This is a genomic window from Burkholderia sp. AU39826 (assembly GCF_020419965.1).
GTDB classification, from domain to species: domain Bacteria; phylum Pseudomonadota; class Gammaproteobacteria; order Burkholderiales; family Burkholderiaceae; genus Burkholderia; species Burkholderia semiarida.
Genome location: NZ_JAIZQG010000033.1, coordinates 22,202 through 43,640, shown reverse-complemented (window position 1 = coordinate 43,640; position 21,439 = coordinate 22,202). Strand labels below are relative to the sequence as shown.

At 67.5% G+C, this 21,439-nt stretch carries 23 protein-coding genes; 10 read left to right on the top strand and 13 right to left on the bottom strand.

Going from position 1 to position 21,439, the window contains the following annotated elements; genetic code table 11:
• Nucleotides 1–37 precede the first annotated feature (37 nt).
• Nucleotides 38–982 carry a LysR substrate-binding domain-containing protein gene (locus LGM42_RS31805; protein WP_226234306.1) on the top strand — a complete coding sequence of 315 codons (945 nt, stop codon included), beginning with the start codon at nucleotides 38–40 and terminating at the stop codon, nucleotides 980–982.
• Here the strand turns inward: LGM42_RS31805 and LGM42_RS31800 are convergent.
• The 3 genes from LGM42_RS31800 to LGM42_RS31790 all read right to left on the bottom strand — a co-directional run bounded on the left by LGM42_RS31800 (nucleotide 969) and on the right by LGM42_RS31790 (nucleotide 3,263).
• Nucleotides 969–2,117: a WD40/YVTN/BNR-like repeat-containing protein gene (locus LGM42_RS31800; RefSeq protein WP_226234305.1), complete on the bottom strand. Its 1,149-nt coding sequence runs from the start codon at nucleotides 2,115–2,117 to the stop codon at nucleotides 969–971. The genes LGM42_RS31805 and LGM42_RS31800 overlap by 14 nt on opposite strands.
• A 74-nt stretch (nucleotides 2,118–2,191) precedes the next feature.
• Nucleotides 2,192–2,461, bottom strand: a complete 270-nt coding sequence (locus LGM42_RS31795) for a MoaD/ThiS family protein (RefSeq protein ID WP_104012525.1) — start codon at nucleotides 2,459–2,461, stop codon at nucleotides 2,192–2,194.
• 112 nt (nucleotides 2,462–2,573) lie between these two features.
• Nucleotides 2,574–3,263 carry an aspartyl/asparaginyl beta-hydroxylase domain-containing protein gene (locus LGM42_RS31790; protein ID WP_226234304.1) on the bottom strand — a complete coding sequence of 230 codons (690 nt, stop codon included), beginning with the start codon at nucleotides 3,261–3,263 and terminating at the stop codon, nucleotides 2,574–2,576.
• Nucleotides 3,264–3,474: 211 nt separating this feature from the next.
• Here LGM42_RS31790 and LGM42_RS31785 point away from each other — a divergent pair, with 211 nt between their 5' ends.
• Both LGM42_RS31785 and LGM42_RS31780 read left to right on the top strand, forming a co-directional pair.
• Nucleotides 3,475–3,819 (top strand): DUF4148 domain-containing protein, encoded by a 345-nt coding sequence (locus LGM42_RS31785; RefSeq protein ID WP_059575591.1) that lies wholly within the window; start codon nucleotides 3,475–3,477, stop codon nucleotides 3,817–3,819.
• Nucleotides 3,820–3,890: 71 nt separating this feature from the next.
• On the top strand, nucleotides 3,891–4,166 hold the full coding sequence (locus LGM42_RS31780) for a DUF4148 domain-containing protein (RefSeq protein ID WP_226234303.1): 276 nt from the start codon (nucleotides 3,891–3,893) through the stop codon (nucleotides 4,164–4,166).
• A gap of 216 nt (nucleotides 4,167–4,382) precedes the next feature.
• Here LGM42_RS31780 and denD read toward each other — a convergent pair whose 3' ends face one another.
• The 8 genes from denD to LGM42_RS31740 all read right to left on the bottom strand — a co-directional run bounded on the left by denD (nucleotide 4,383) and on the right by LGM42_RS31740 (nucleotide 12,556).
• On the bottom strand, nucleotides 4,383–5,354 hold the full coding sequence (gene denD / locus LGM42_RS31775) for a D-erythronate dehydrogenase (RefSeq protein ID WP_226234302.1): 972 nt from the start codon (nucleotides 5,352–5,354) through the stop codon (nucleotides 4,383–4,385).
• 28 nt (nucleotides 5,355–5,382) lie between these two features.
• Nucleotides 5,383–6,159 (bottom strand): 2-oxo-tetronate isomerase, encoded by a 777-nt coding sequence (gene otnI, locus LGM42_RS31770; protein ID WP_226234301.1) that lies wholly within the window; start codon nucleotides 6,157–6,159, stop codon nucleotides 5,383–5,385.
• Nucleotides 6,160–6,234: 75 nt separating this feature from the next.
• Nucleotides 6,235–7,560: an MFS transporter gene (locus tag LGM42_RS31765; protein ID WP_226234300.1), complete on the bottom strand. Its 1,326-nt coding sequence runs from the start codon at nucleotides 7,558–7,560 to the stop codon at nucleotides 6,235–6,237.
• 122 nt (nucleotides 7,561–7,682) lie between these two features.
• A complete protein-coding gene (locus LGM42_RS31760) occupies nucleotides 7,683–8,324 on the bottom strand; it encodes an aldolase (RefSeq protein ID WP_059643797.1) in 642 nt (213 codons plus the stop codon).
• Entirely contained in the window at nucleotides 8,321–9,619 is a 1,299-nt protein-coding gene (otnK, locus tag LGM42_RS31755; protein WP_226234299.1) for a 3-oxo-tetronate kinase, read from the bottom strand. Before otnK ends, LGM42_RS31760 begins: the two co-directional genes overlap by 4 nt.
• Nucleotides 9,620–9,638: 19 nt before the next feature.
• Nucleotides 9,639–10,529, bottom strand: coding sequence for an L-threonate dehydrogenase (ltnD, locus tag LGM42_RS31750; protein WP_059575397.1), 891 nt, complete (start codon nucleotides 10,527–10,529; stop codon nucleotides 9,639–9,641).
• A 58-nt stretch (nucleotides 10,530–10,587) separates the two neighbouring features.
• The gene (locus tag LGM42_RS31745) at nucleotides 10,588–11,292 is read right to left on the bottom strand and encodes a FadR/GntR family transcriptional regulator (protein WP_226234298.1); all 705 of its coding nucleotides are present in this window, start codon (nucleotides 11,290–11,292) and stop codon (nucleotides 10,588–10,590) included.
• 190 nt (nucleotides 11,293–11,482) lie between these two features.
• Nucleotides 11,483–12,556 (bottom strand): GlxA family transcriptional regulator, encoded by a 1,074-nt coding sequence (locus tag LGM42_RS31740; RefSeq protein ID WP_059643859.1) that lies wholly within the window; start codon nucleotides 12,554–12,556, stop codon nucleotides 11,483–11,485.
• 286 nt (nucleotides 12,557–12,842) lie between these two features.
• On the opposite strand from LGM42_RS31740, the gene LGM42_RS31735 reads away from it, so the two are divergent.
• The 7 genes from LGM42_RS31735 to LGM42_RS31705 all read left to right on the top strand — a co-directional run bounded on the left by LGM42_RS31735 (nucleotide 12,843) and on the right by LGM42_RS31705 (nucleotide 20,160).
• Nucleotides 12,843–14,228, top strand: coding sequence for an L-serine ammonia-lyase (locus LGM42_RS31735; RefSeq protein WP_059575392.1), 1,386 nt, complete (start codon nucleotides 12,843–12,845; stop codon nucleotides 14,226–14,228).
• A 15-nt stretch (nucleotides 14,229–14,243) separates the two neighbouring features.
• Nucleotides 14,244–15,488, top strand: a complete 1,245-nt coding sequence (locus LGM42_RS31730) for a sarcosine oxidase subunit beta family protein (RefSeq protein ID WP_034204196.1) — start codon at nucleotides 14,244–14,246, stop codon at nucleotides 15,486–15,488.
• Between the two features lie 25 nt (nucleotides 15,489–15,513).
• The gene (locus tag LGM42_RS31725; protein ID WP_011547035.1) at nucleotides 15,514–15,813 is read left to right on the top strand and encodes a sarcosine oxidase subunit delta; all 300 of its coding nucleotides are present in this window, start codon (nucleotides 15,514–15,516) and stop codon (nucleotides 15,811–15,813) included.
• Nucleotides 15,810–18,821, top strand: a complete 3,012-nt coding sequence (locus LGM42_RS31720) for a sarcosine oxidase subunit alpha family protein (RefSeq protein WP_226234297.1) — start codon at nucleotides 15,810–15,812, stop codon at nucleotides 18,819–18,821. Before LGM42_RS31725 ends, LGM42_RS31720 begins: the two co-directional genes overlap by 4 nt.
• Nucleotides 18,811–19,443 carry a sarcosine oxidase subunit gamma gene (locus LGM42_RS31715; protein WP_226234296.1) on the top strand — a complete coding sequence of 211 codons (633 nt, stop codon included), beginning with the start codon at nucleotides 18,811–18,813 and terminating at the stop codon, nucleotides 19,441–19,443. Before LGM42_RS31720 ends, LGM42_RS31715 begins: the two co-directional genes overlap by 11 nt.
• Nucleotides 19,440–19,880, top strand: a complete 441-nt coding sequence (locus LGM42_RS31710; protein WP_226234295.1) for a dihydroneopterin aldolase — start codon at nucleotides 19,440–19,442, stop codon at nucleotides 19,878–19,880. Before LGM42_RS31715 ends, LGM42_RS31710 begins: the two co-directional genes overlap by 4 nt.
• Nucleotides 19,881–19,944: 64 nt before the next feature.
• The gene (locus LGM42_RS31705) at nucleotides 19,945–20,160 is read left to right on the top strand and encodes a hypothetical protein (RefSeq protein WP_226234294.1); all 216 of its coding nucleotides are present in this window, start codon (nucleotides 19,945–19,947) and stop codon (nucleotides 20,158–20,160) included.
• Nucleotides 20,161–20,187: 27 nt separating this feature from the next.
• On the opposite strand, the gene LGM42_RS31700 is transcribed toward LGM42_RS31705, so the two are convergent.
• Both LGM42_RS31700 and arr read right to left on the bottom strand, forming a co-directional pair.
• Nucleotides 20,188–20,874, bottom strand: a complete 687-nt coding sequence (locus tag LGM42_RS31700) for a lytic transglycosylase domain-containing protein (RefSeq protein ID WP_226234293.1) — start codon at nucleotides 20,872–20,874, stop codon at nucleotides 20,188–20,190.
• 158 nt (nucleotides 20,875–21,032) lie between these two features.
• Entirely contained in the window at nucleotides 21,033–21,428 is a 396-nt protein-coding gene (arr, locus tag LGM42_RS31695; RefSeq protein WP_226234292.1) for an NAD(+)--rifampin ADP-ribosyltransferase, read from the bottom strand.
• Between the last annotated feature and the right edge of the window lie 11 nt (nucleotides 21,429–21,439).

The window sequence follows — 21,439 nt, the reverse complement described above, 5'->3', positions numbered from 1 at the left end:
CGAATTCAACCCGGCCGCATCCGGCCCGCGAGGCCCCGTGTTCTCGAAAATTCCCCTGACCGCATTGCGTGTATTCGAATCGTCGGCGCGGCTCGGCACGTTCAAGGCCGCCGCGGACGAGCTGTCCGTGACGCCGGCTGCCGTGTCGCACCAGATCAAGTCGCTCGAGAGCCGCGTCGGCGTGCTGCTGTTCGAGCGCGGCGCAGGCGGCGTGCGGCTGACGGAAGAAGGCGAGCGGCTGTTTCGCGCGAGTCACGATGCGTTGCTGGCATTGAGCCGCGGGCTCGATGCGGTGCGTCCCGATGCGGCCGACGAGCGCCCGCTCGTGCTGACCACCACGCCCGCGTTTGCGGCGATGTGGCTGATTCCGCGTCTCGGCGCGTTTCGACGCGTCGATCCGCACCTGCACATCAAGGTCGAAACAGGGAATGCGCTCGTCGATCTCGAACGCGATGCACGCGTCGATCTCGCGATTCGCGCGACGTCGCGCACGTTTCCCGCGCTGCACGAGATAGCGTTGATCGACGAGTATTTCGGCGCGTATGCGGCCGCCGGGTTCGATGCGCATCGCGCGGACGCGCCGCTCGACCTGATCGAGACCGTGTGGGATACGCCGCTGCCGGTGTCGGTCGACTGGGCGTCGTGGTGTCGTGCGGCGGGGCGAGAAGCGTGGCTCGAACGCGCGGTGTTTCGCCATTACGACGACGAGCATTACGCGTTGCAGGCCGTGCTGCACGGGCAGGGTATCGCGCTGCTCAGCTCGGTGCTGGCCGCCGAGCATGTCGAGCGCGGCGCGTTGATGCCGGTCGAGCCCACGGTGCGGCTCGACGGTGCGCGCTTCGTCGCGTTGTGCCGGCCGGGGCGCGAGCGCGAGCCGCAGGTCAGGCGGTTTCTCGACTGGCTCGAAGCCGAAATCGCACGGACGCGCGACGCGGTGGCGCGGATGGCGCCGGACGAGCACCGCGCCGCTACCCGAACCTGACGCAATACACCGGCGGCAAATGCGCCGATACCTGCTGCCAGCGCTCGCCGCCATCATCGGACGTCCATAGCCCGCCGGTCGTCGACGCCATCGCGAGCCGCGTGCCGGAATCGTCCACCGCGAGCCCGTGCCGGTACACGAGGTCGTACGCGGGCGCGGCCGGCAATCCGTTCGACAGGCTCTCGAAACTGCGGCCGCCGTCGCGCGTACGCGTGACGACGAACCGGCCGTTCACCGGAATCCGGCACGCGTCCTTCACGGCCGGCACGAACCACGCGGTATCCGGTTCGTGCGGATGCACGGCCACCGCGAAACCGAAGCTCGACGGTTGTGCTTCGATCCGCCGCCAGTGTTCGCCGCCGTCGGTCGAGCGGAAGATCGCGCAGTGATGCTGCGTCCACAGCACGTCCGGATTGGCCGCGCACTGCACGACGCGGTGCGGGTCCTGCATGTTCGGTTCGCCGCGTCGCTCGGGCGGCATGTAGTCGGCTTCCATGCCTTCCGCGGTCACGCGCCACGTCGCGCCGCCGTCCGCGGTTTGCCACACGCCGCCGCACGAGATGCCGACGGTGACGTGCCGGCTGTCGCGCGGATCGACCATCACCGAATGGATGCCCGGCGCGTCGTACCCGCCGCCGCCCCATTCGGCGCGTTCGGGGCGATCCCACAGCGCGCGGTTGAGTACCCACGAATCGCCGTGGTCGTCGGAGCGGAACAGGCCGCCGGGAATCGTGCCGGCCCACAGCACGCCGGGCTCGTCCGTGCCGCCGGTTTCGAGCGACCAGATTTGCTGAAGGGTCCACGGCGGCTGCGGCGACCCGGCGGGCTCGTCGTCGGTGTTGCCGCTGCCTGCGTGCGGATCGGCACGGGTAGGCGACGCGTCGGCGGGCTGCGGCGGATAAACGGGGGCTGCACATTCCTCCCAGTCGGTGGCGCCTGCGCGCAGGCGATGCAGTTTCACGCCGAAATGGCCGAGATTGAGCGCCGCATACAGCGTACCGTCGCGCGGGTCGGCGAGCGCCATGCTGACGGGCTCGCCGATGAAATGCGGTTCGCCGAGCGTCCAGCCGCCGTTGCCGTCGGGTTGCAGGACGAACAGGCCCTTGCGGGTGGCGACGAGCAGTCGATCGTTCATATGCGATGTCTCCGGATGGTCCGCCTTGGCGCGACGGCGCTTGGTATCGGGAATGCGTCCGTGCATCGGTCCCTTTATCCGCCCGTCAGCGCCTGCACGACATACACGCGGCTGGCGTCGCCGAGCGCATCGGACAGATGCTGCCGGTCGCGGATCGGCTGGCCGTCGATGAATACCGACAGGTGCTTTCGCAGCGCGCCCTGGTCGTCGACGATGTAGCCGCGCAGCCGCGGCTGCTCGCTGAAAATGGTGTCGAATGCTTCGCCGACCGTATGCGCGTCGATGTCGCGCTCGGGCGTTTCGACATGCCGCTGGATCGACGCGGCGAAAAAGAGGTGCGCCATGGCGGTAGCTGGCAGGAGCCGCACGAAGGGACGGCTTGTAGTGTAGGCGATCCGGCGGGCGCCGACAGGTGGAACGGAGCCGCCGTGCGCGGCGCGCGCGGGGTGGCGGCGGCTAAACCGGAATCGACCGCCCCCTGATCCGGATCCCGAGCCGCACGACGCCGATCACCGCATTCGACAGCCACGTGAGCCAGCGCGGCATCCCGCGCCGGCGGATATCGAGCAGCAGCACGATCCGCACGGCGTCGCTGTCGTTCCACACCTCGTGCGTGAACGTGTCGTCCCACAGCAGGAAGCGGCCTTCGTCGAGCCGGTATTCGTGGCCGTCGACCTTCAGCACGGCGGCCGGCGTGCCGTCCGCGCGCCGCGGCATCGACAGCACGAGATAACCGCGCAGGATGCCGCGAAACGGCCCGCGATGCGGCGGGATGTGCTTGCCGGGCGCGAGGAACGACAGCGACGCGGACAGCACGTCCGGCGACGCCGCGACGAGCGACGCGACGGTCGGGCAGCGCGACAGGTTGCGCGCAAACGGCTGGCCGTACGCCTGCATGATGAACATCCGCCAGTCGCGCGCATCGTTGGCCGAGATGTCGTACTGCTCGCGCATGATTTCGTGAAAGCGCGGGATGCGCGGCATGTCGCGTGCGACGTCGAGCGCCTCCGCGCGGATCGCGGGCCATGCGCGCACGAAACGCTCGGCATCCGGGAATGCGGCCGCGTCGAGCACCGCGCCGCTGTCGATATGGCGGTCGTACAGCGTGCGCAGCAGGGCGGTTGCATGGTCGTAAGCGGCGGACATGGTCGATCGACGGGTGGCCCGGATGAAGAGGTGATCAGTCTGCCCGAAGCACGGCGGGCATTGCGTTACGTCAGGTTACGCCGGCTGACGAATGAATGACAGTTCGATGAAGGTCCGGCAGGCGCGAATGGAAAGGCCGGGAATAAACCTCGTTCCTCCGTCGTCATACGCGTGTAGCACGTCGTCTCATTGACTGATGAAGGAGTGGAACATGAACACGCACTGGCTGGTGGCCGCCACGGTGGCGGCGATTTCTCTCGCAGGTGTCGCGACGCAAGCGTCGGCACAGGCGCTCACGCGCGAGCAGGTCCGGCAGGAACTGATCGATGCCGAAAACAACGGACTGCGCTTCGTGACGGATACGTCGTATCCGGACGTGAGCCCGCTGTTCCAGCAGCAGGCCGAACGGATGCCGGAGCGTCAGGCCAGCACGGCCGTGGGCGGCGATCCGGCCACGTCGTCCGAAGCGGGCAAGCCGGCGGCGACGTCGCCGCGTCGAGGCGCCGCCGCATGCGTCGGCCCCGCGAGCTTCTGCGCGATCTATTTCGGAAGCTGATTCACCTGCCTGCCTCCGCAGGTCATGCATGTCCCGTGGTTGATCGATACGTCCTATTGAAGGAGCTCATGATGAAAACATATATCGCACTACTGACAATGATCGGTGCGATCGTCGGTCAGTCGGCATTCGCGCAATCGGCTGCGCCGCTGACGCGTGCGCAGGTTCGCGACGAACTGATTCGCCTCGAAGCGGCCGGGTACGACCCGGCGAAGGGCGACGAAGGCGAGTATCCGGCCGACATCCAGGCCGCTGAAGCGAAGCTCGTCGAGCAGGATCTGGCGCGGATGGCGGCGTCGATTACGCGGGCGGCCGAACCCGGCATGCCGGCGCCGATCGGCAACTAGGTGCCGACATGGACCTGTGTTGCGTGATGCCGTCGGCGTCGCGACAGAACGAGGCACGTGCGAAGCGTGTCGCGCGGAGACGAATCGTGGGGAGCGGTGGTGCGGCGTCGTCGCGGCGCCGATGCGCGCTTCATGCAGGCGGGCGGGGTGCGACGCGCGTCGTCGCGCGTCGAAAAAACGCCCGGGCCGCATTAATGCGGCCCGGCGCGCCGCAAATCAGCGCCGTTCGTCCGCGATATGGCTGCGGATCACGTCCGCGAACGACGTGTCGCCCTTCAGCCCGAGCGCTTGCGCGCGCGACGTATCCCAGCGGCCCGGCCAACTGCCGACGATCTTCTCGACGCGTTCGTCGGGCACGTGGCGGATCAGCTTCACGACCTCGTCGCCCGCGACTTCGCGCAGCGCCGCGATCATCTCGTCGACCGACACCGACAGCCCCGGCAGGTTGATCACGCGCTTGTTGCCGAGCTGCGCGCCGTCGATCTCGCAACCGGCGACGAGCGCGTCGATCGCGCCGCGCGGCGACAGCAGCCACAACCGCGTCGAGCCGGGTACCGGGCACACGCTTTCCTCGCCGTTCAGCGGCTCGCGGATGATGCCGCTCGCGAACGACGACGCGGCCGCGTTCGGGCGGCCCGGCCGCACGCTGATCGTCGGCAGCCGCAGCACGCGGCCGTCGACGAAGCCGCGCCGCGCGTAGTCGCACAGCAGCAGTTCGGCGATCGCCTTCTCGGCGCCGTACGACGATTGCGGGTTCAGCGCGGTGTCGTCCTGCACGACGTCGGGCAGCGCGCCGCCGTACACCGCGACGGAGCTCGTGAACACGACGCGCGGCCGGTGGCCGCGTGCGCGGCACACTTCGAGCAGCGTGCGCGACGCGTCGAGGTTGATCCGCATGCCGAGATCGAAGTCGGCTTCGGCCTGCCCGCTGACGATCGCCGCGAGGTGGAAGATCGCGCCCGTCTGCGTGTCGATCGCGCTGTCGAGCACCGCGCGATCGGCGATGTCGCCGATGATCGACGTCACGCGCGCATCACCGAAATCGCTGCCCTTGACGACGTCGAGCAGCATCAGCTCGTCGATCTTCTCGATACGGCCGTCGGGGCCGGTGAGTTCGCCGCGCTCGAGCAGCTTGCGCGCGAGACGCTGGCCGAGAAAGCCGGCGCCGCCGGTGATCAGTACTTTCATGTTCGTTGCCCTATGTGGAATACGGGAATCACAGGTACGGCTTGATCCAGCCGAGACCTTCGGACGTGCCGGCCTTCGGCCGATACTCGCAGCCGATCCAGCCGTCGTAGCCGAGCGCGTCGATCAGCGCGAACAGATACGGGTAGTTGAGTTCGCCGACATCCGGCTCGTGGCGTTCCGGCACGCCCGCGATCTGGATATGGCCGATGCCCGCGAAATCGCGTTTGAGCTTCATCGCGAGATCGCCTTCGACGATCTGGCAGTGGTAGCAGTCGAACTGCACCTTCAGGTTCGGCGCGCCGACTTCCGCGCGGATCGCCTGCGCGTCGTCCTGGCGGCTCAGGAAATAGCCCGGCATGTCGCGCTGGTTGATCGGCTCGATCAGGATCGTGACGCCGTGCGCGCCGGCGGCCTGCGCCGCATGGCGCAGGTTCGCCAGATAGGTGTCGCGATGGCGCGCGCGGTCGGCGCCCTGCGGCACCATGCCGGCCATCACGTGCAGCTTCTTGTTGCCGATCACGCGCGCATAGTCGAGCGCCCGGTCGATGCCGCGTCGGAATTCGTCCTCGCGGCCCGGCAGCGATGCAATGCCGCGTTCGCCCGCGGCCCAGTCGCCCGGCGGCGCGTTGAACAGCGCCTGTTCGAGGCCATGCGCGTCGAGGCGCGCGCGGATGTCGTCGGCCGCGAAGTCGTACGGAAACAGGTACTCGACGGCCTTGAAGCCGTCGTGGGCGGCAGCGGCGAAGCGTTCGAGGAACGCATGCTCGGTGTACATCATCGAGAGGTTGGCGGCGAAGCGTGGCATGGCGGCGGGTCCTGTGTATGAATGGGGCGGAGCGCCGTGCGCCCCGCGTCGAATGATGAATCGGCCAGCGGCGGATCAGCGGTTCACGAGCTTGGGCGGCGTGAGCCACACGGCGATCGCGCCGATCACGAGCATCGCCGCGAGCACGTACATGCCGGACGCGGTGCTGTGCGTGACGTCCTTCAGGTAGCCGATCACGTACGGGCTCGCGAAACCGGCGAGGTTGCCGACCGAGTTGATGATCGCGATCCCGGCCGCGGCCGCGGAGCCCGCGAGGAACGCGGTCGGCAGCGACCAGAACAGCGGCGCGCAGGTCAGCACGCCGCCCGCCGCGAGCGACAGGAACACGATCGACACCGCCGTATTGTGCGAGTACGACGCGGCGACCGCAAACCCGACCGCGCCCATCAGCGCCGGCACGATCAGGTGCCAGCGGCGTTCGCGGCGCTTGTCCGCGCTGTGGCCGAACAGGTTCATCACGACGATCGCGACGACGAACGGAATCGCCGACAGCAGGCCGATCTGCAGCGTGTCGGTGATGCCGGTCGATTTCACGAGCGTCGGCATCCAGAACGTGAGCCCGTACTGGCCGGTGACGAACGCGAAGTAGATCAGCGACATCCACCACATGCGGGGGTCCGAGAACACGGCCTTCAGCGAATGGCCGTGCTGCTGCTGTTCCTGCGGCTGCGCGGCGATTTCGTCTTCGAGCAATTGCTTCTCGCGCTCGTCGAGCCACTTCGCGCCGCGGATGCTGTTGTCGAGATACAGGATCGTCGCGATGCCGACGAGCACGGCCGGCACGGCTTCGATCATGAACATCCATTGCCAGCCGTGGAAACCCGAGCCGCCGTGGAAGCGCTCCATGATCCAACCCGACAGCGGGTTGCCGAAGATGCCCGACACGGGAATCGCGGACATGAACACCGCGATGATCTTCGCGCGGCGATGCGACGGGAACCAGTAGGTGAGATACAGGATCACGCCCGGATAGAAGCCGGCTTCCGCGAGGCCGAGCAGGAAGCGCAGCACGTAGAACTGCGTCGGCGTCTTCACGAACGCGAACAGCGCGGACAGCAGGCCCCACGTGATCATGATCCGCGCGATCCAGATGCGCGCGCCGATGCGGTGCATCAGCAGGTTGCTTGGCAGTTCGAATAGAAAGTAGCCGAGAAAGAAAATCCCCGCGCCGAGACCGAACACGGTTTCGCTGAACGCGAGATCCTGCGACATCTGCAGCTTGGCGAAGCCGACGTTCACGCGGTCGAGATACGCGACCACGTAGCAGAGCATCAGGAACGGCACGATGCGCCAGAACACTTTCTTGTAGGTGCGGTCGAGTTCGCCCGATTGGGCGGCCGCGGCGGGCGAGCGGCTTGCGGCCGCGTCGAGAGCAGTCATCGTCGTCTCCTGGACTATTGTGTGCCGGCGGCGCGTACGCCGCCGGATCGTGTGTGTGCTGACGGAAGGGCCCGCGCACACGGCGGGCATGGGAAGCAGTGCGTGATCCGTGCCGCGGCGCGTTACCAGCGCGCGCCGAAGGTCTCGCGCAGTTCGTCGAGCGCGGCGTCGGACAGCGGCTCGGGCTTCGGCTGCGTCATCAGCCACAGCCGCGCCGTTTCCTCCAGCTCCTCGAGCGCATACGACGCGTGCGACACCGACGGCCCCCACATCACGGGGCCGAGGCGATCGAGCAGCACGCCGCGCACCTGGTCGGCCAGCGCCGCGACTTCGGCCGCGACGGCCGGATCGCCGGGGCGGCGGTAACGGATCAGCGGAATGTGGCCGACCTTCATCACGTAGTACGGCGTGATCGGCGGCAGCACGTCGGTGTCGCGCCACACGCCCGCGAGCGTCAACGCGACCAGATGCGTCGAATGCGTGTGGACGACGCCGTTCGCTTCGGCATTGCGCGCGTAGATGCCGCGATGCAGCGCGAGCGTCTTCGACGGCTTGCCGCCCGATACGGGCTGACCGTCGGTGCCGACCTTCGCGATGTCGTTCGGGTCGAGCCGCCCGAGGCACGCGTCGGTCGGCGTGATCAGCCAGCCGTCATCCAGACGCGCGCTGATGTTGCCGGCGCTGCCGACCGCATGGCCGCGCGCATACAGGCTCGCGCCGATCACGCAGATCTCTTCGCGCAGTTTTGCTTCGTCGCTCATCATGCGGCTCCGTCGAGCGCGCGCAGCGCCTTGTCGAAAAAGTCCGTGGTGCCGAAGTTGCCGGATTTCAGCGCGAGGCCGAGCGGCTGCGCGTCGACGGTGGCCGTCGCCGGTACGCCCGGATCGATCTGCGCGCCGATCTGCAGCGACTTCACGTCGAGCGCCTGCACGACCGCGCCGGACGTCTCGCCGCCGGCCACGACGAACTTGCGCACGCCGAGTTCGCGCAGCCCGCGCGCGATCGCCGCGAGCGTGCTTTCGACGAGATGGCCGGCAGCTTCGACGCCGAGCGTTTGCTGCACGGCCTTCACTTCGTCGGGCGTCGCGGTCGCGTAGATCAGCACGGGCTGCGGCAGGTGCGAGCGCGCAAAGGCGAGCGCCTGGTCGACGACGGGCTCGCCGCGCGATGCCGCGAGCGGATCGATGCGGAAGCTCGGCCGCGTCGCGCGCCATGCGGCGACCTGCGCGTTGGTGGCTTTCGATGCGCTGCCGGCGAGTACGGCCGACGGGCCTTCGATGCGCGGCAGCGACGCCGCGTTGTCGCGCTCGGGCAGTTGCTCCGCGCGGCGGAAATTCGCGGGCAGGCCGAGCGCGATGCCCGAGCCGCCGGTGACGAGCGGCAGGCCGGCGCACGCTTCGCCGAGCGCGTAGAGATCGTGGTCCGACAGCGCGTCGGCGATCGCGAAACGCGCGCCTTCCGCGCGCAACTGGTCGATCCGCGCGCGCACGGCGGCCGCGCCGAGCGCGATCGTGTCGTAGCGGATCAGGCCGACCGCGGACTGCGTCTGCCGTTGCAGCACGCGCACGAGGTTCGCGTCCGTCATCGGCGTGAGCGGATGATTTTCCATCCCCGATTCGTTCAGCAGCACGTCGCCGACGAACAGGTGGCCGCGATAGATCGTGCGGCCGTTCTCCGGGAACGCCGGGCACGCGATCGTGAAGTCGCCGCCGGCCGCATCGAGCAGCGCGTCGGCCACCGGCCCGATGTTGCCCGCGTCGGTCGAATCGAACGTCGAGCAGTACTTGAAGAAGAACTGGAGGCATCCTTGCGCGCGCAACCATTCGTACGCGGCGAGCGATTGCGCGACGGCGTCGGCGGCGGGGATCGTGCGCGACTTCAGCGCGACGACGATCGCGTCGGCGTCGACGATCGTGTCGGCGGCGGCGCCGTCGGCGGGCACGCCGATCGTCTGCACGGTGCGCATGCCGCTCTTGACGAGCATGTTCGCGAGATCGGTCGCGCCGGTGAAATCGTCGGCGATGCAGCCGAGCAGGGGACGGGAAGCGGAAGCGGTCATGGCAGGCACGTCGTTCGAATCAGCGGGCGGGCGGCAGCGTGATGCCGGGGAAAGTCTTGATCACGGCGGAATCGTCCTCGCCGCCGTGGCCGGCGCTCGATGCGCTCATGAACATCTGGTGCGCGGTGGCCGACAGCGGCAGCGGGAATTTGCTGCGGCGCGCGGTGTCGAGCACGAGGCCGAGATCCTTCACGAAGATGTCGACGGCCGACAGCGGCGTGTAGTCGCCGTTCAGGATGTGCGGCACGCGGTTCTCGAACATCCACGAATTGCCAGCGCTGTGCGTGATCACGTCGTACAGCGCGTCGGCATCGACACCTTCGCGCAGGCCCAGCGCCATCGCCTCGGCGGCGGCCGCGATATGCACGCCGGCCAGCAACTGGTTGATGATCTTCACTTTCGAGCCGATGCCGTGCGCATCGCCGAGGCGGTACACCTTGCCGGCGATCGCGGCGAGCACGTCCTCGCAGCCCGCATACGCGGCGGCCGGGCCCGACGTCATCATCGTCATTTCGCCGGAGGCCGCGCGCGCGGCGCCGCCGGACACCGGCGCGTCGAGCATCTGCAGGCCGGCGGCCTCGATGCGTGCGCCGAGCGCGACCGCGAATTCGGGCGCGACGGTCGCGCTCGCGATCACGACGCCGCCCGGCTTCATCGCCGCGACCGCGCCGTGTTCGCCGAACAGCACCGTTTCCGTTTGCGCGGCATTGACGACGAGCGTGACGACGACGTCGCACCGCGCACCCAGTTCGGCCGGCGTCGCGCACGCGATGCCGCCTTCGGCGGCGAACGCCTGCAGCACGGTGTCGCGCACGTCGCATGCGTGCACGCGCAGGCCGGCGCGCAACAGCGAGCGGGCGACGCCCAGGCCCATCGCGCCGAGGCCGATGACTCCAACATTTCGTGACATGGTCAACCTTGATCGATTCGGTAGAGGTTCCGGACAACGGCGGCGGGCGCCGCCGGCTTCAGCAGATGCCGGCTTCCGCGAGACGGCGGGCGGCGTTGTACATGTGCGTGCGCGCCGCGTTGCGGGCGGCCATCGGGTCGCGCGCGCGGATCGCGTCGGCGATCGCCGCGTGTTCGTCGCGCACCTGGCGCGAGAAATCCTCGCGCGTCGCTTCGTTGCTGCGCGTGACCTTCACGCCGGCTTCGAGATACTGGTTCAGGAACTGCAGCGTCTTCAGGAAATACGGATTGCCGGTGACGGCCGCGATCGTGCGGTGGAACGCGACGTCTTCCGCGACGCCGTTGCGCCCTTCGGCCACCGCTTCGTCGATCTTGCGCAGCGCGTCGTCGATGTCGGCCATGTCGTCGTCGGTGTGGTGCAGCGCGGCTTCGGCGGCGACTTCGGCCTCGATCGCGCGGCGCACCGCGAGCAGATGCGGCAGCGAGCTTGCCTCGACGGCTTCCGCGTAGTCGATCCGCAGCGGCCGGATCGCGCCGTGCTGGTTCACGAACACGCCGCTGCCCTGGCGCGGCTCGACCACGCCTTCGTTCTTCAGCCGCGAGATCGCCTCGCGGATCACGGTGCGGCTCACGCCGAATTCCTGCGCGAGCACGGCCTCGGTCGGCAGCTTGCCGGTGGCCGAGAAGCTGCCCACTTCGATCTGTTTGAGCAGTTGCTGCGCGACATGGTCGCTCATCGCGCGGGCCGGAATTTTCTCGAACATGATGCTCTGGTTTGTAAGGTGATGTGGTCATCATACAAATTTGAGCGAGCATCAGCATCCGGGATAACCCGCGCTTTGCAGCGAGTAACGTTGGCTAAATTGATTGGAACCGGTTCCAAATCGCGCCTAAACCGATGCGAACGTGCGGGTTCCGCAATCGGTCAGAAAAGGGCGCGCACCCTTGGAGCGGTCAGTCGGCGATGTCCTCGACCGGGTCGGCCGACGCATCGGGCATCGCGGCCACTTCGGCCACGTCGCCGCCGCGCTCGCGATAGGTCGCCGGCGGCACGCCGAACTGCTTGCGGAATTCGCGCCCGAGGTGCGACGCATCGGCGAACCCGCAGCTCGATGCGATATCGGCGACGGTGCGGTCCGAGCTCGTCAGCAGCCACGCGGCCGTGCGCAGCCGTACCTGCTTCGCGAAGGCCTGCGGGCTCTTGCCGGTCTCGGCCTTGAACAGCCGTTCGAGCTGCCGCGTCGACAGGTCGAGCTTGCACGCGAGTTCCTCGAGCGGCAGCGCGCGCCCGACGTGCTGTTCCATCAGAAGAATCGCGCGCTTGACCTTCGGGTGTGTCGCCGGCTCGAGGCCCGGCGGATGCGGTTGCGGCGCATTGCCTTTCTGCATCTCGCCGACGAGCAGGATGCGCAGCGCCTTCTGCACGGTCGCGTGATCGAAATGGCGCAGCAGGATCGCGGCGGCGACGTCGATCGATGCGCGGCCGCCCGAGCACGTGATCCGGCGCCGGTCGATCACGAACAGGCGGTCGGCGATCAGCAGGTCGGGATCGGCGGACGGGAAGCGTTCGATGAAATCCCAGTAATGGAACCAGCTCACGCAGGTGCGGTAGCCGTCGAGCACGCCGGCGCGCATCAGCGCGAACACGCCGGTGCAGATGCCGACGACCGTCGCGCCGCCCGTCGCCGCGCGGCGGATGAAGTCGAGCGTTTCAGGGCCGGCCTGCGGCCCCGAATGCAGCAGCCCGCCGACCACCACCACGTAGTCGAACGGCTCGGCCGCGTCGAACGTCTCCCACGGCGTGATCTGGATCCCGCAGCTCGCGCGCACCGGCGCGAGCGTCTCGCCGATCACGCTCCATGCGCAGCGCACGGGCTTGCTGTAGTCGCCGTCGTCGGCCGACAGCCGCAGCATGTCGACGAAGCCGGAGAAGGCCGTCAGCGTGAAGTTCGGCAGCAGCACGATGCCGAAGCGGATGCGCCGCGGCGCGGGTTCTGCGAGGGGGGAAGCGGGTACGTCGGGGGTCATCGCGGCCAATCTCGTCACGCCGGGCAGGCGGTCTCACTCGTTTCAGTCTGTTTGCGGGTTGCGGCTGCCGGAGGCGGCGCGGATGCAGCCAGCGTCGCCGATCGGCCGCGGCCGGACTTGTGGTTTTCCGTCGCGAACCATCGCCAAAACGCACTTTCCGGGCGGCCGGCGCGGCGCTTGGCGGCGCTATCCCACGCCGATGCCGTTTTTGTTCTATCGGCCGATTTTACGCTTTGATGTACTGGGGCCCAACGACATTTCATGCATGCAACCCAAAGGAAGCCAGATGAACGTCAGCGCGTTCGACTTGTTCAAGATCGGCATCGGCCCGTCCAGTTCGCATACGGTCGGCCCGATGATCGCCGCGTGCCGCTTCGCGTCGCACGTCGAGGACGCGAACCTGCTCGGCTTCGTGCGCCGCGTGCGGGTCGAGCTGTACGGCTCGCTCGGCGCGACCGGCAAGGGCCACGGCACCGACAAGGCCGTGCTGCTCGGCCTCGAGGGCCACCTGCCCGACACGATCGATCCGGACCTGATCGAGCCGCGGCTCGCCGCGATCCGCGCGGAGAAGTCGCTGTCGCTGCTCGGCAAGCAGACGGTGCGCTTCGACGAGAAGGAACACATCGGCTTCTATCGCAAGCTGATGAGCGGCACGAGCATCGTGCATCCGAACGGGATGCGTTTCCAGGCATTCGACGAGCACGGCCAGCTGCTCGTCGAGAAGGAGTATTACTCGGTCGGCGGCGGCTTCGTCGTGAACCGCGACGGCGATCGCGTGAACGGCGTGCGCGCGGCCGTCGAAGTGCCGTATCCGTTCCGCACCGGTGACGACCTGATGCGCCAGTGCCGAGAACACGGGCTGTCGATCGCCGAGCTGATGCTGCGCAACGAATGCGCGCTGCGCCCTGCCGACGAAGTGCGCGCCGGGCTGCTCGCGATCTGGCGCACGATGGCTGCTTGCGTCGAACGCGGCTGCAAGGTCGAGGGCGACCTGCCGGGCCCGATGCGCGTGAAGCGCCGCGCGGCCGAACTGTACGGCCGCCTGCGCGCGCGTTCGGAAGAGTCGCTGCGCGACCCGCTGTCGATGCTCGACTGGGTCAACCTGTATGCGATGGCCGTCAACGAAGAGAACGCGGCCGGCGGCCGGGTCGTCACCGCGCCGACCAACGGCGCGGCCGGCGTGATCCCCGCGGTGCTGCACTACTACGTGAAGTTCGTGCCGGGCTCGAACGAAGCCGGCATCGTCGAATTCCTGCTGACGGCCGCGGCGATCGGGATCATCTACAAGGAAACCGCGTCGATCTCCGGCGCGGAAGTCGGCTGCCAGGGCGAAGTGGGCGTCGCGTGCTCGATGGCCGCGGCCGCGCTCGCCGCGGTGATGGGCGGCACGCCGGACCAGGTCGAGAACGCGGCCGAGATCGGCATGGAGCACAACCTCGGGATGACCTGCGACCCCGTGGGCGGGCTCGTGCAGATCCCGTGCATCGAGCGCAACGCGATGGGCGCGATCAAGGCGCTGAACGCGTCGCGCATGGCACTCAAGGGTAACGGCCAGCACTACGTGTCGCTCGATTCGGTCATCAAGACGATGCGTGAGACGGGTGCCGACATGAAGACGAAATACAAGGAAACGTCGCGCGGCGGTCTTGCCGTGAACGTCATCGAATGCTAACGAAGGATCACTAACATGAGCCGCTACTCGATATTCAGCCTGTTCCGCAACGGCCTCTCGTATCACGAGAACTGGGAAAAGCAGTGGAAGAGCCCGGAGCCGAAGAAGGAATACGACGTCGTGATCGTCGGCGGCGGCGGCCACGGCCTCGCAACCGCCTATTACCTCGCGAAGGAGCACGGCATCACCAACGTCGCGATCCTCGAGAAGGGCTGGATCGGCGGCGGCAACACCGCGCGCAACACGACGATCGTGCGCTCGAACTATCTGTGGGACGAGTCGGCCGCGCTGTACGAGAAGGCGATGAAGCTGTGGGAAGGGCTGTCGCAGGATCTGAACTACAACGTGATGTTCAGCCAGCGCGGCGTGATGAACCTCGCGCACACGCTGCAGGACGTGCGCGACACCGAGCGCCGCGTGAACGCGAACCGGCTGAACGGCGTCGACGCCGAGTTCCTGACGCCCGCGCAGATCAAGGAAATCGAGCCGACGATCAACCTGAACAGCCGCTACCCGGTGCTCGGCGCATCGATCCAGCGCCGTGCGGGCGTCGCGCGCCACGACGCGGTGGCCTGGGGCTTCGCGCGCGGCGCGGACCGCGCCGGCGTCGACATCATCCAGAACTGCCAGGTGACCGGCATTCGCCGCGAAGGCGGCGCGGTGGTCGGCGTCGATACGGTGAAGGGTTTCATCAAGGCGAAGAAGGTCGCGGTGGTCGCGGCCGGCAACACGACGACGCTCGCCGACATGGCCGGCATCCGCCTGCCGATCGAAAGCCACCCGCTGCAGGCGCTCGTGTCCGAGCCGATCAAGCCGGTGGTCAACTCGGTGATCATGTCGAACGCGGTGCACGCATACATCAGCCAGTCCGACAAGGGCGACCTCGTGATCGGCGCGGGTATCGACCAGTACACGGGCTTCGGCCAGCGCGGCAGCTTCCACATCATCGAAAGCACGCTGCAGGCGATCATCGAGATGTTCCCGGTGTTCTCGCGCGTGCGGATGAACCGCCAGTGGGGCGGCATCGTCGACGTGTCGCCGGACGCGTGCCCGATCATCACCAAGACCGACGTGAAGGGCCTCTATTTCAACTGCGGCTGGGGCACCGGCGGCTTCAAGGCGACGCCGGGCTCGGGCTGGGTGTTCGCGCACACGATCGCCCGCGACGAACCGCATCCGCTGAACGCGCCGTTCGCGCTCGACCGCTTCTATACGGGCCACCTGATCGACGAGCACGGCGCAGCCGCCGTCGCGCACTAACCACCGCACTGAAGGAGAAGGAAACATGTTGCTGATCGAATGTCCGTGGTGCGGGCCGCGCGCCGAATCCGAGTTCACGTGCGGCGGTGAAGCCGACATCGTGCGCCCGGTGGCGAACGAGACCATGACCGACCGCGAATGGGGCGAATACGTGTTCATGCGCGAGAACAAGCGCGGGCTGCACAAGGAGCAATGGCTGCATACGCAGGGCTGCCGCCGCTGGTTCAAGGTCACGCGCGACACGGTCACCTACGATATCAAGGGCTACGAAAAGTTCGGCGGAGCATCTGCCGGCAACGCACACGAAGAGGGTACGAGCAAATGAGCCAGAAAGACCGCCTCGGCACCGGTGGCCGCATCAATCGCGCGATTCCGTTGACGTTCACGTTCAACGGCCGCACGTACCAGGGCTTCCAGGGCGACACGCTCGCGTCCGCGCTGCTCGCGAACGGCGTGCACTTCGTCGCGCGCAGCTTCAAGTACCACCGTCCGCGCGGGATCGTGACGGCCGACGTCGCGGAACCGAATGCCGTCGTGCAGCTCGAAACCGGCCCGTACACGGTGCCGAACGCGCGCGCGACCGAAATCGAGCTGTACCAGGGCCTCGTCGCGACGAGCGTGAACGCGGAGCCGTCGCTCGAGAACGACAAGTACGCGATCAACCAGAAGCTGTCGCGTTTCATGCCGGCCGGGTTCTACTACAAGACGTTCATGTGGCCGCGCAACATGTGGCCGAAGTACGAAGAGAAGATCCGCGAAGCGGCCGGCCTCGGCAAGGCGCCCGAGGTGCTCGACGCCGATCGATACGACAAGTGCTACGCGCACTGCGACGTGCTCGTGGTCGGCGGTGGCCCGTCGGGCCTCGCCGCCGCGCATGCGGCCGCCACGGCCGGCGCGCGCGTGATCCTCGTCGACGATCAGCGCGAACTCGGCGGCAGCCTGCTGTCGTGCCGCGCGGAGATCGACGCGAAGCCCGCGATGCAATGGGTCGAGAAGATCGAAGCCGAGCTGCGCAAGCTGCCCGACGTGACGATCCTGTCGCGCAGCACCGCGTTCGGTTACCAGGACCACAACCTCGTGACGGTCACGCAGCGCCTGACCGATCACCTGCCGGTATCGATGCGCAAGGGCACGCGCGAGCTGCTGTGGAAGGTCCGCGCGAAGCGCGTGATCCTCGCGACCGGCGCGCACGAGCGGCCGATCGTGTTCGGCAACAACGACCTGCCGGGCGTGATGCTCGCGGGTGCGGTCTCCACCTACGTGCACCGCTTCGGCGTGCTGCCGGGCCGCAACGTGGTGGTGTTCACGAACAACGACCGTGCCTACCAGACCGCGCTCGACCTGAAGGCGTGCGGCGCGAAGGTGACGGTCGTCGATTCGCGCGCGTCGTCGAACGGCGCGCTGCCGGCCGCCGCGAAGCGGCAGGGCGTGACGGTGATGAGCGGCGCGGTCGTCACGGCCGCATCGGGCAAGTGGCGCGTATCGTCGGTCGACGTCGCGTCCTACTCGAACGGCCAGACGGGCGGCAAGATGCAGACGCTGCCGTGCGACCTCGTCGCGATGTCGGGCGGCTTCAGCCCGGTGCTGCACCTGTTCGCGCAATCGGGCGGCAAGGCGTGCTGGAACGACGAGAAGGCGTGCTTCCTGCCGGGCAAGCCGGTGCAGGCGGAAACCAGCATCGGCGCGGCGGCCGGCGAATTCGGGCTCGCCCGTGCGCTGCGGCTCGCGGTGGATGCGGGCGTGGAAGCGGCGAAGGCCGCGGGCTTCACGGCCGCGCAGCGTCCGGCCGCACCGCAGGTCGCCGAAACCGTCGAAGGCGCACTGCAGCCGTTGTGGCTCGTCGGCAGCCGCGAGGCGGCCGCGCGTGGGCCGAAGCAGTTCGTCGATTTCCAGAACGACGTCGCGGCGGCCGACATCCTGCTCGCCGCGCGCGAAGGCTTCGAGTCGGTCGAGCATGTGAAGCGCTACACGGCGATGGGTTTCGGCACCGACCAGGGCAAGCTCGGCAACATCAACGGGATGGCGATCCTCGCGGGCGCGCTCGGCAAGACGATTCCGGAAACGGGCACGACGACGTTCCGCCCGAACTACACGCCCGTGTCGTTCGGCACGTTCGCGGGCCGCGAGACGGGCGATTTCCTCGACCCGATCCGCAAGACGGCCGTGCATGAATGGCACGTCGAGCACGGCGCGATGTTCGAGGACGTCGGCAACTGGAAGCGGCCGTGGTATTTCCCGAAGAACGGCGAGGATCTCCATGCGGCCGTGAAGCGCGAATGCCTCGCGGTGCGCAACGGCGTCGGCATTCTCGATGCGTCGACGCTCGGCAAGATCGACATCCAGGGCCCGGACGCGGTGAAGCTGCTGAACTGGATGTACACGAACCCGTGGAACAAGCTCGAAATCGGCAAGTGCCGCTACGGGCTGATGCTCGACGAAAACGGGATGGTGTTCGACGACGGCGTGACCGTGCGCCTCGCCGACCAGCATTTCATGATGACCACCACCACCGGCGGCGCCGCGCGCGTGCTGACGTGGCTCGAGCGCTGGCTGCAGACCGAATGGCCCGACATGAAGGTGCGGCTCGCGTCCGTCACCGATCACTGGGCGACGTTCGCGGTGGTCGGCCCGAAGAGCCGCAAGGTCGTGCAGAAGGTGTGCCAGGACATCGACTTCGGCAATGAAGCGTTCCCGTTCATGAGCTACCGCAACGGCACGGTTGCCGGCGCGAAGGCGCGCGTGATGCGGATCAGCTTCTCGGGCGAGCTGGCCTACGAAGTGAACGTGCCGGCGAATGCGGGCCGCGCGGTGTGGGAAGCGCTGATGGCGGCCGGTGCCGAGTTCGACATCACGCCGTACGGCACCGAGACGATGCACGTGCTGCGCGCCGAGAAGGGTTACATCATCGTCGGGCAGGACACCGACGGCTCGATCACGCCGTACGACCTCGGGATGGGCGGGCTCGTCGCGAAGTCGAAGGACTTCCTCGGCAAGCGCTCGCTGACGCGCTCGGATACCGCGAAGGAAGGCCGCAAGCAGTTCGTCGGCCTGCTGACCGAAGACGAACAGTTCGTGCTGCCGGAAGGCGCGCAGATCATCGCGAAGGACACGCAGGTGTCGGCAACCGATCCGACGCCGATGATCGGCCACGTGACGTCGAGCTACTACAGCCCGATCCTGAAGCGCTCGATCGCGCTCGCGGTGGTGAAGGGCGGCCTGAACAAGATGGGCGAGAGCGTCGTGATCCCGCTGGCCAACGGCCGCCGCGTCACCGCGAAGATCTCGAGCCCGGTTTTCTACGATACCGAAGGGGTGCGTCAGCATGTGGAATGAAACGAGAAACCAGGCGCCGGTGGCGGGCGCGGCCGGCGTGACGCTTGAATCGCCGTTCGTCGGCGCGGCCGACGTGCTGAAGGCGCACCAGGCGCGCGCATCGAAGAAGTTCACGCTGCGCGAGCGGCCGTTCCTCGATCTCGTCAACGTGCGCGGCGAGTTGAGCGACCCGGCATTCGTCGCCGCGTTCGAGCGCGTGGTCGGCTGCCGGCCGCCCGCGACGCCGAACACGGTCGCGCGCGGCGCCGAGTACGACGTGCTGTGGCTCGGGCCCGACGAATGGCTCGTGCGGTCGAACGGGCCGGTTCAGGCCGGCGTGCTCGAGGCCACGCTGGCGGAAGCCGTGCAGGGCTTGTACGCGGCCGTCGTCGACGTCGGCAGCGGCTACACGGTGGTCGAGATCAGCGGCGAACGCGTGCGCGACGTGATCGCGCGCGGCTGCCCGCTCGACGTGCATCCGCGCGTGTTCAAGCCGGGCCAGTGCGCGCAGTCGCACTACTTCAAGTCGCCGATCACGCTGATCCCGACCGGCGACGACTCGTTCGAGATCGTCCTGCGTCGCAGCTTCGCCGACTATTTCGTGCGCATCATGCTCGACGCCGCGGCGCCGCTCGCATCATGAAGCCGTTCGACGAACCGTTCGTGGCGATCGACGCGCCGCGCCTGCGCGGGCGCGGCTGGAGCGTGTTCGTCGACGAACTGAAGGTGCCCGCGCGGATCGGCATCCATGCGCACGAGCACGAGGCGCCGCAGCCGATCGTGATCGATGCGCGGCTCGGGTATCGCTGCGAGCCGAGCGAGCAGGGCGAGTGGATCGACTACGACGGCTATTGCGCGCGCGTCGCGTCGTTCCTGTCGCACAAGCCGCATACGCGGCTGCTGGAGACGCTCGTTGCGGATATCGCGGTGCTGTCGTTTCGCGAATGGCCGGCGCTGGAATCGCTGACGCTGTCGGTGTACAAGCCGAAGATCCGGCCGGGGACGAAGCGCGTCGGCGTGTCGCTGGACTGGACGCGCGGCGATTACCTGCGGTGGACGCGAGCCGCGGGGCAGCTTTGATCGAAGGGGGCTGGATCAAGGCACGAGGGAGGTGATCCGGTGACTCCATGGGGCGGGGGCGCGAATGCGCCGCCGCACTCGTTTGTCTCGGCTCGAGAACGGCCGTGCCGTGGGGCTCGACAAACTGTTCAAGATACTGGACGGCCTCGGTCTCAATCTGCTCGTCGTACCCAAACGCGAAGTACCGGTCGCGCGCAGCGCATTGCGCGATCACGCGACGGCGCGCGTCACTGTCCCCGAGCCGAACGAGGGCAACAGTTACGCCCGCGATCAACGTTGAACTCTGCCGGCATCAGCCTGCATGCACTTACTTCGCGTTGCGGTTCGCGGCGGGCGCAGGGCCGGACGGATCGCTGACGGGCACCATATGCGCCTTCCCGTCGCTCACGGTATTCGCGCTTTTCGCGTCGTCATCGGGTTCGAGCACGAACCGGAACGAATCGACCCGCTGCATGACCTTCGCCGCATATGCACTGGATCCGCCGCTGTAGCTCTTCAGCCCTGCCAGCACGTTGCCGCCGGCCGCTTTCACGTAGCCCGACAGGATCCGCGAGCCGACCTCGACGTTCGCATTCGGCTCGGTGAGATCCTTCACGTCGCGCAGCATGCCGCGGTGCGCGGACGGCACGACCTGCATCAATCCGGTCGCGCCATGCTGGCCGCGCGCCTTTTCCTGGAAGCGCGATTCGATCGAAATAATCGCGTAAACGAGTGCCGGCGGCAGCGAATATTTCGTCGCAGTCACGCTCACGATATCCGCGAGCTTCGCGGCCTTTTCTCTTGCGACGCCGAATTTCTTCGTCAGGTAGGTGGTGATGCGGCGGTTTGCTTCGTCAGGCTGATCGTTGGCGTTCGCGAGCGGCGCGGAGGCGACGGTCGGCGCCGATGCCAGCGCGTCGGGCGCGGAGGCAGGCACTGCGGGCATTTGCTGTGCCGAGACCTGTTGCGCAATGCCGAGCGAGAGCACGATCAGCCAGAAAAACCGTCGTCGCATGGTGGAGTGCGGGGAAATGGGAGGCGCATAGTATATCGGCCAATTGCCACCGATGTTCGAGCGCCGGTTCGAATGAAAGCACGCTGTAGGCTTGTGTCGATTCGGGCGGGCCGGCAAGCCGATCGTTGCGCGGACACGCATCGCAGTCCGCACGAACGCTAGTTGATGATCTCGCCGATGCAGGTTTCGATGCGGCTTCTGAGCTGCTGAATGAACTCCGGATCGTAGGGTTCCCAGCTATCGAGTTCGCCAACGATCTTCAACGGCGATGTGCTTCGATACGATCGCGTCGGATTGCCGGGGAATTTCTTGTCCGTGACGTTCGGGTCGTTTTCGAATTCGCCGGTAGGCTCGACGATGTAGACCCGCGGCCGGCCTTCGCCTTTGGCCATTTCCGCCGCCAGGCCGGCGCCTTTGGGCAGCGCCGTGAAATAAATGTGATTCATCACGACGTCATCGCGATAATTCGATCTGAAGCCTGCCGTCAGCAAGTCGCCGATCCGCAAATCCGCTTTCGTGCCATGAAAAAACGGGCCGGTGTCTAATGCAGTCATCGCTTCTCCTT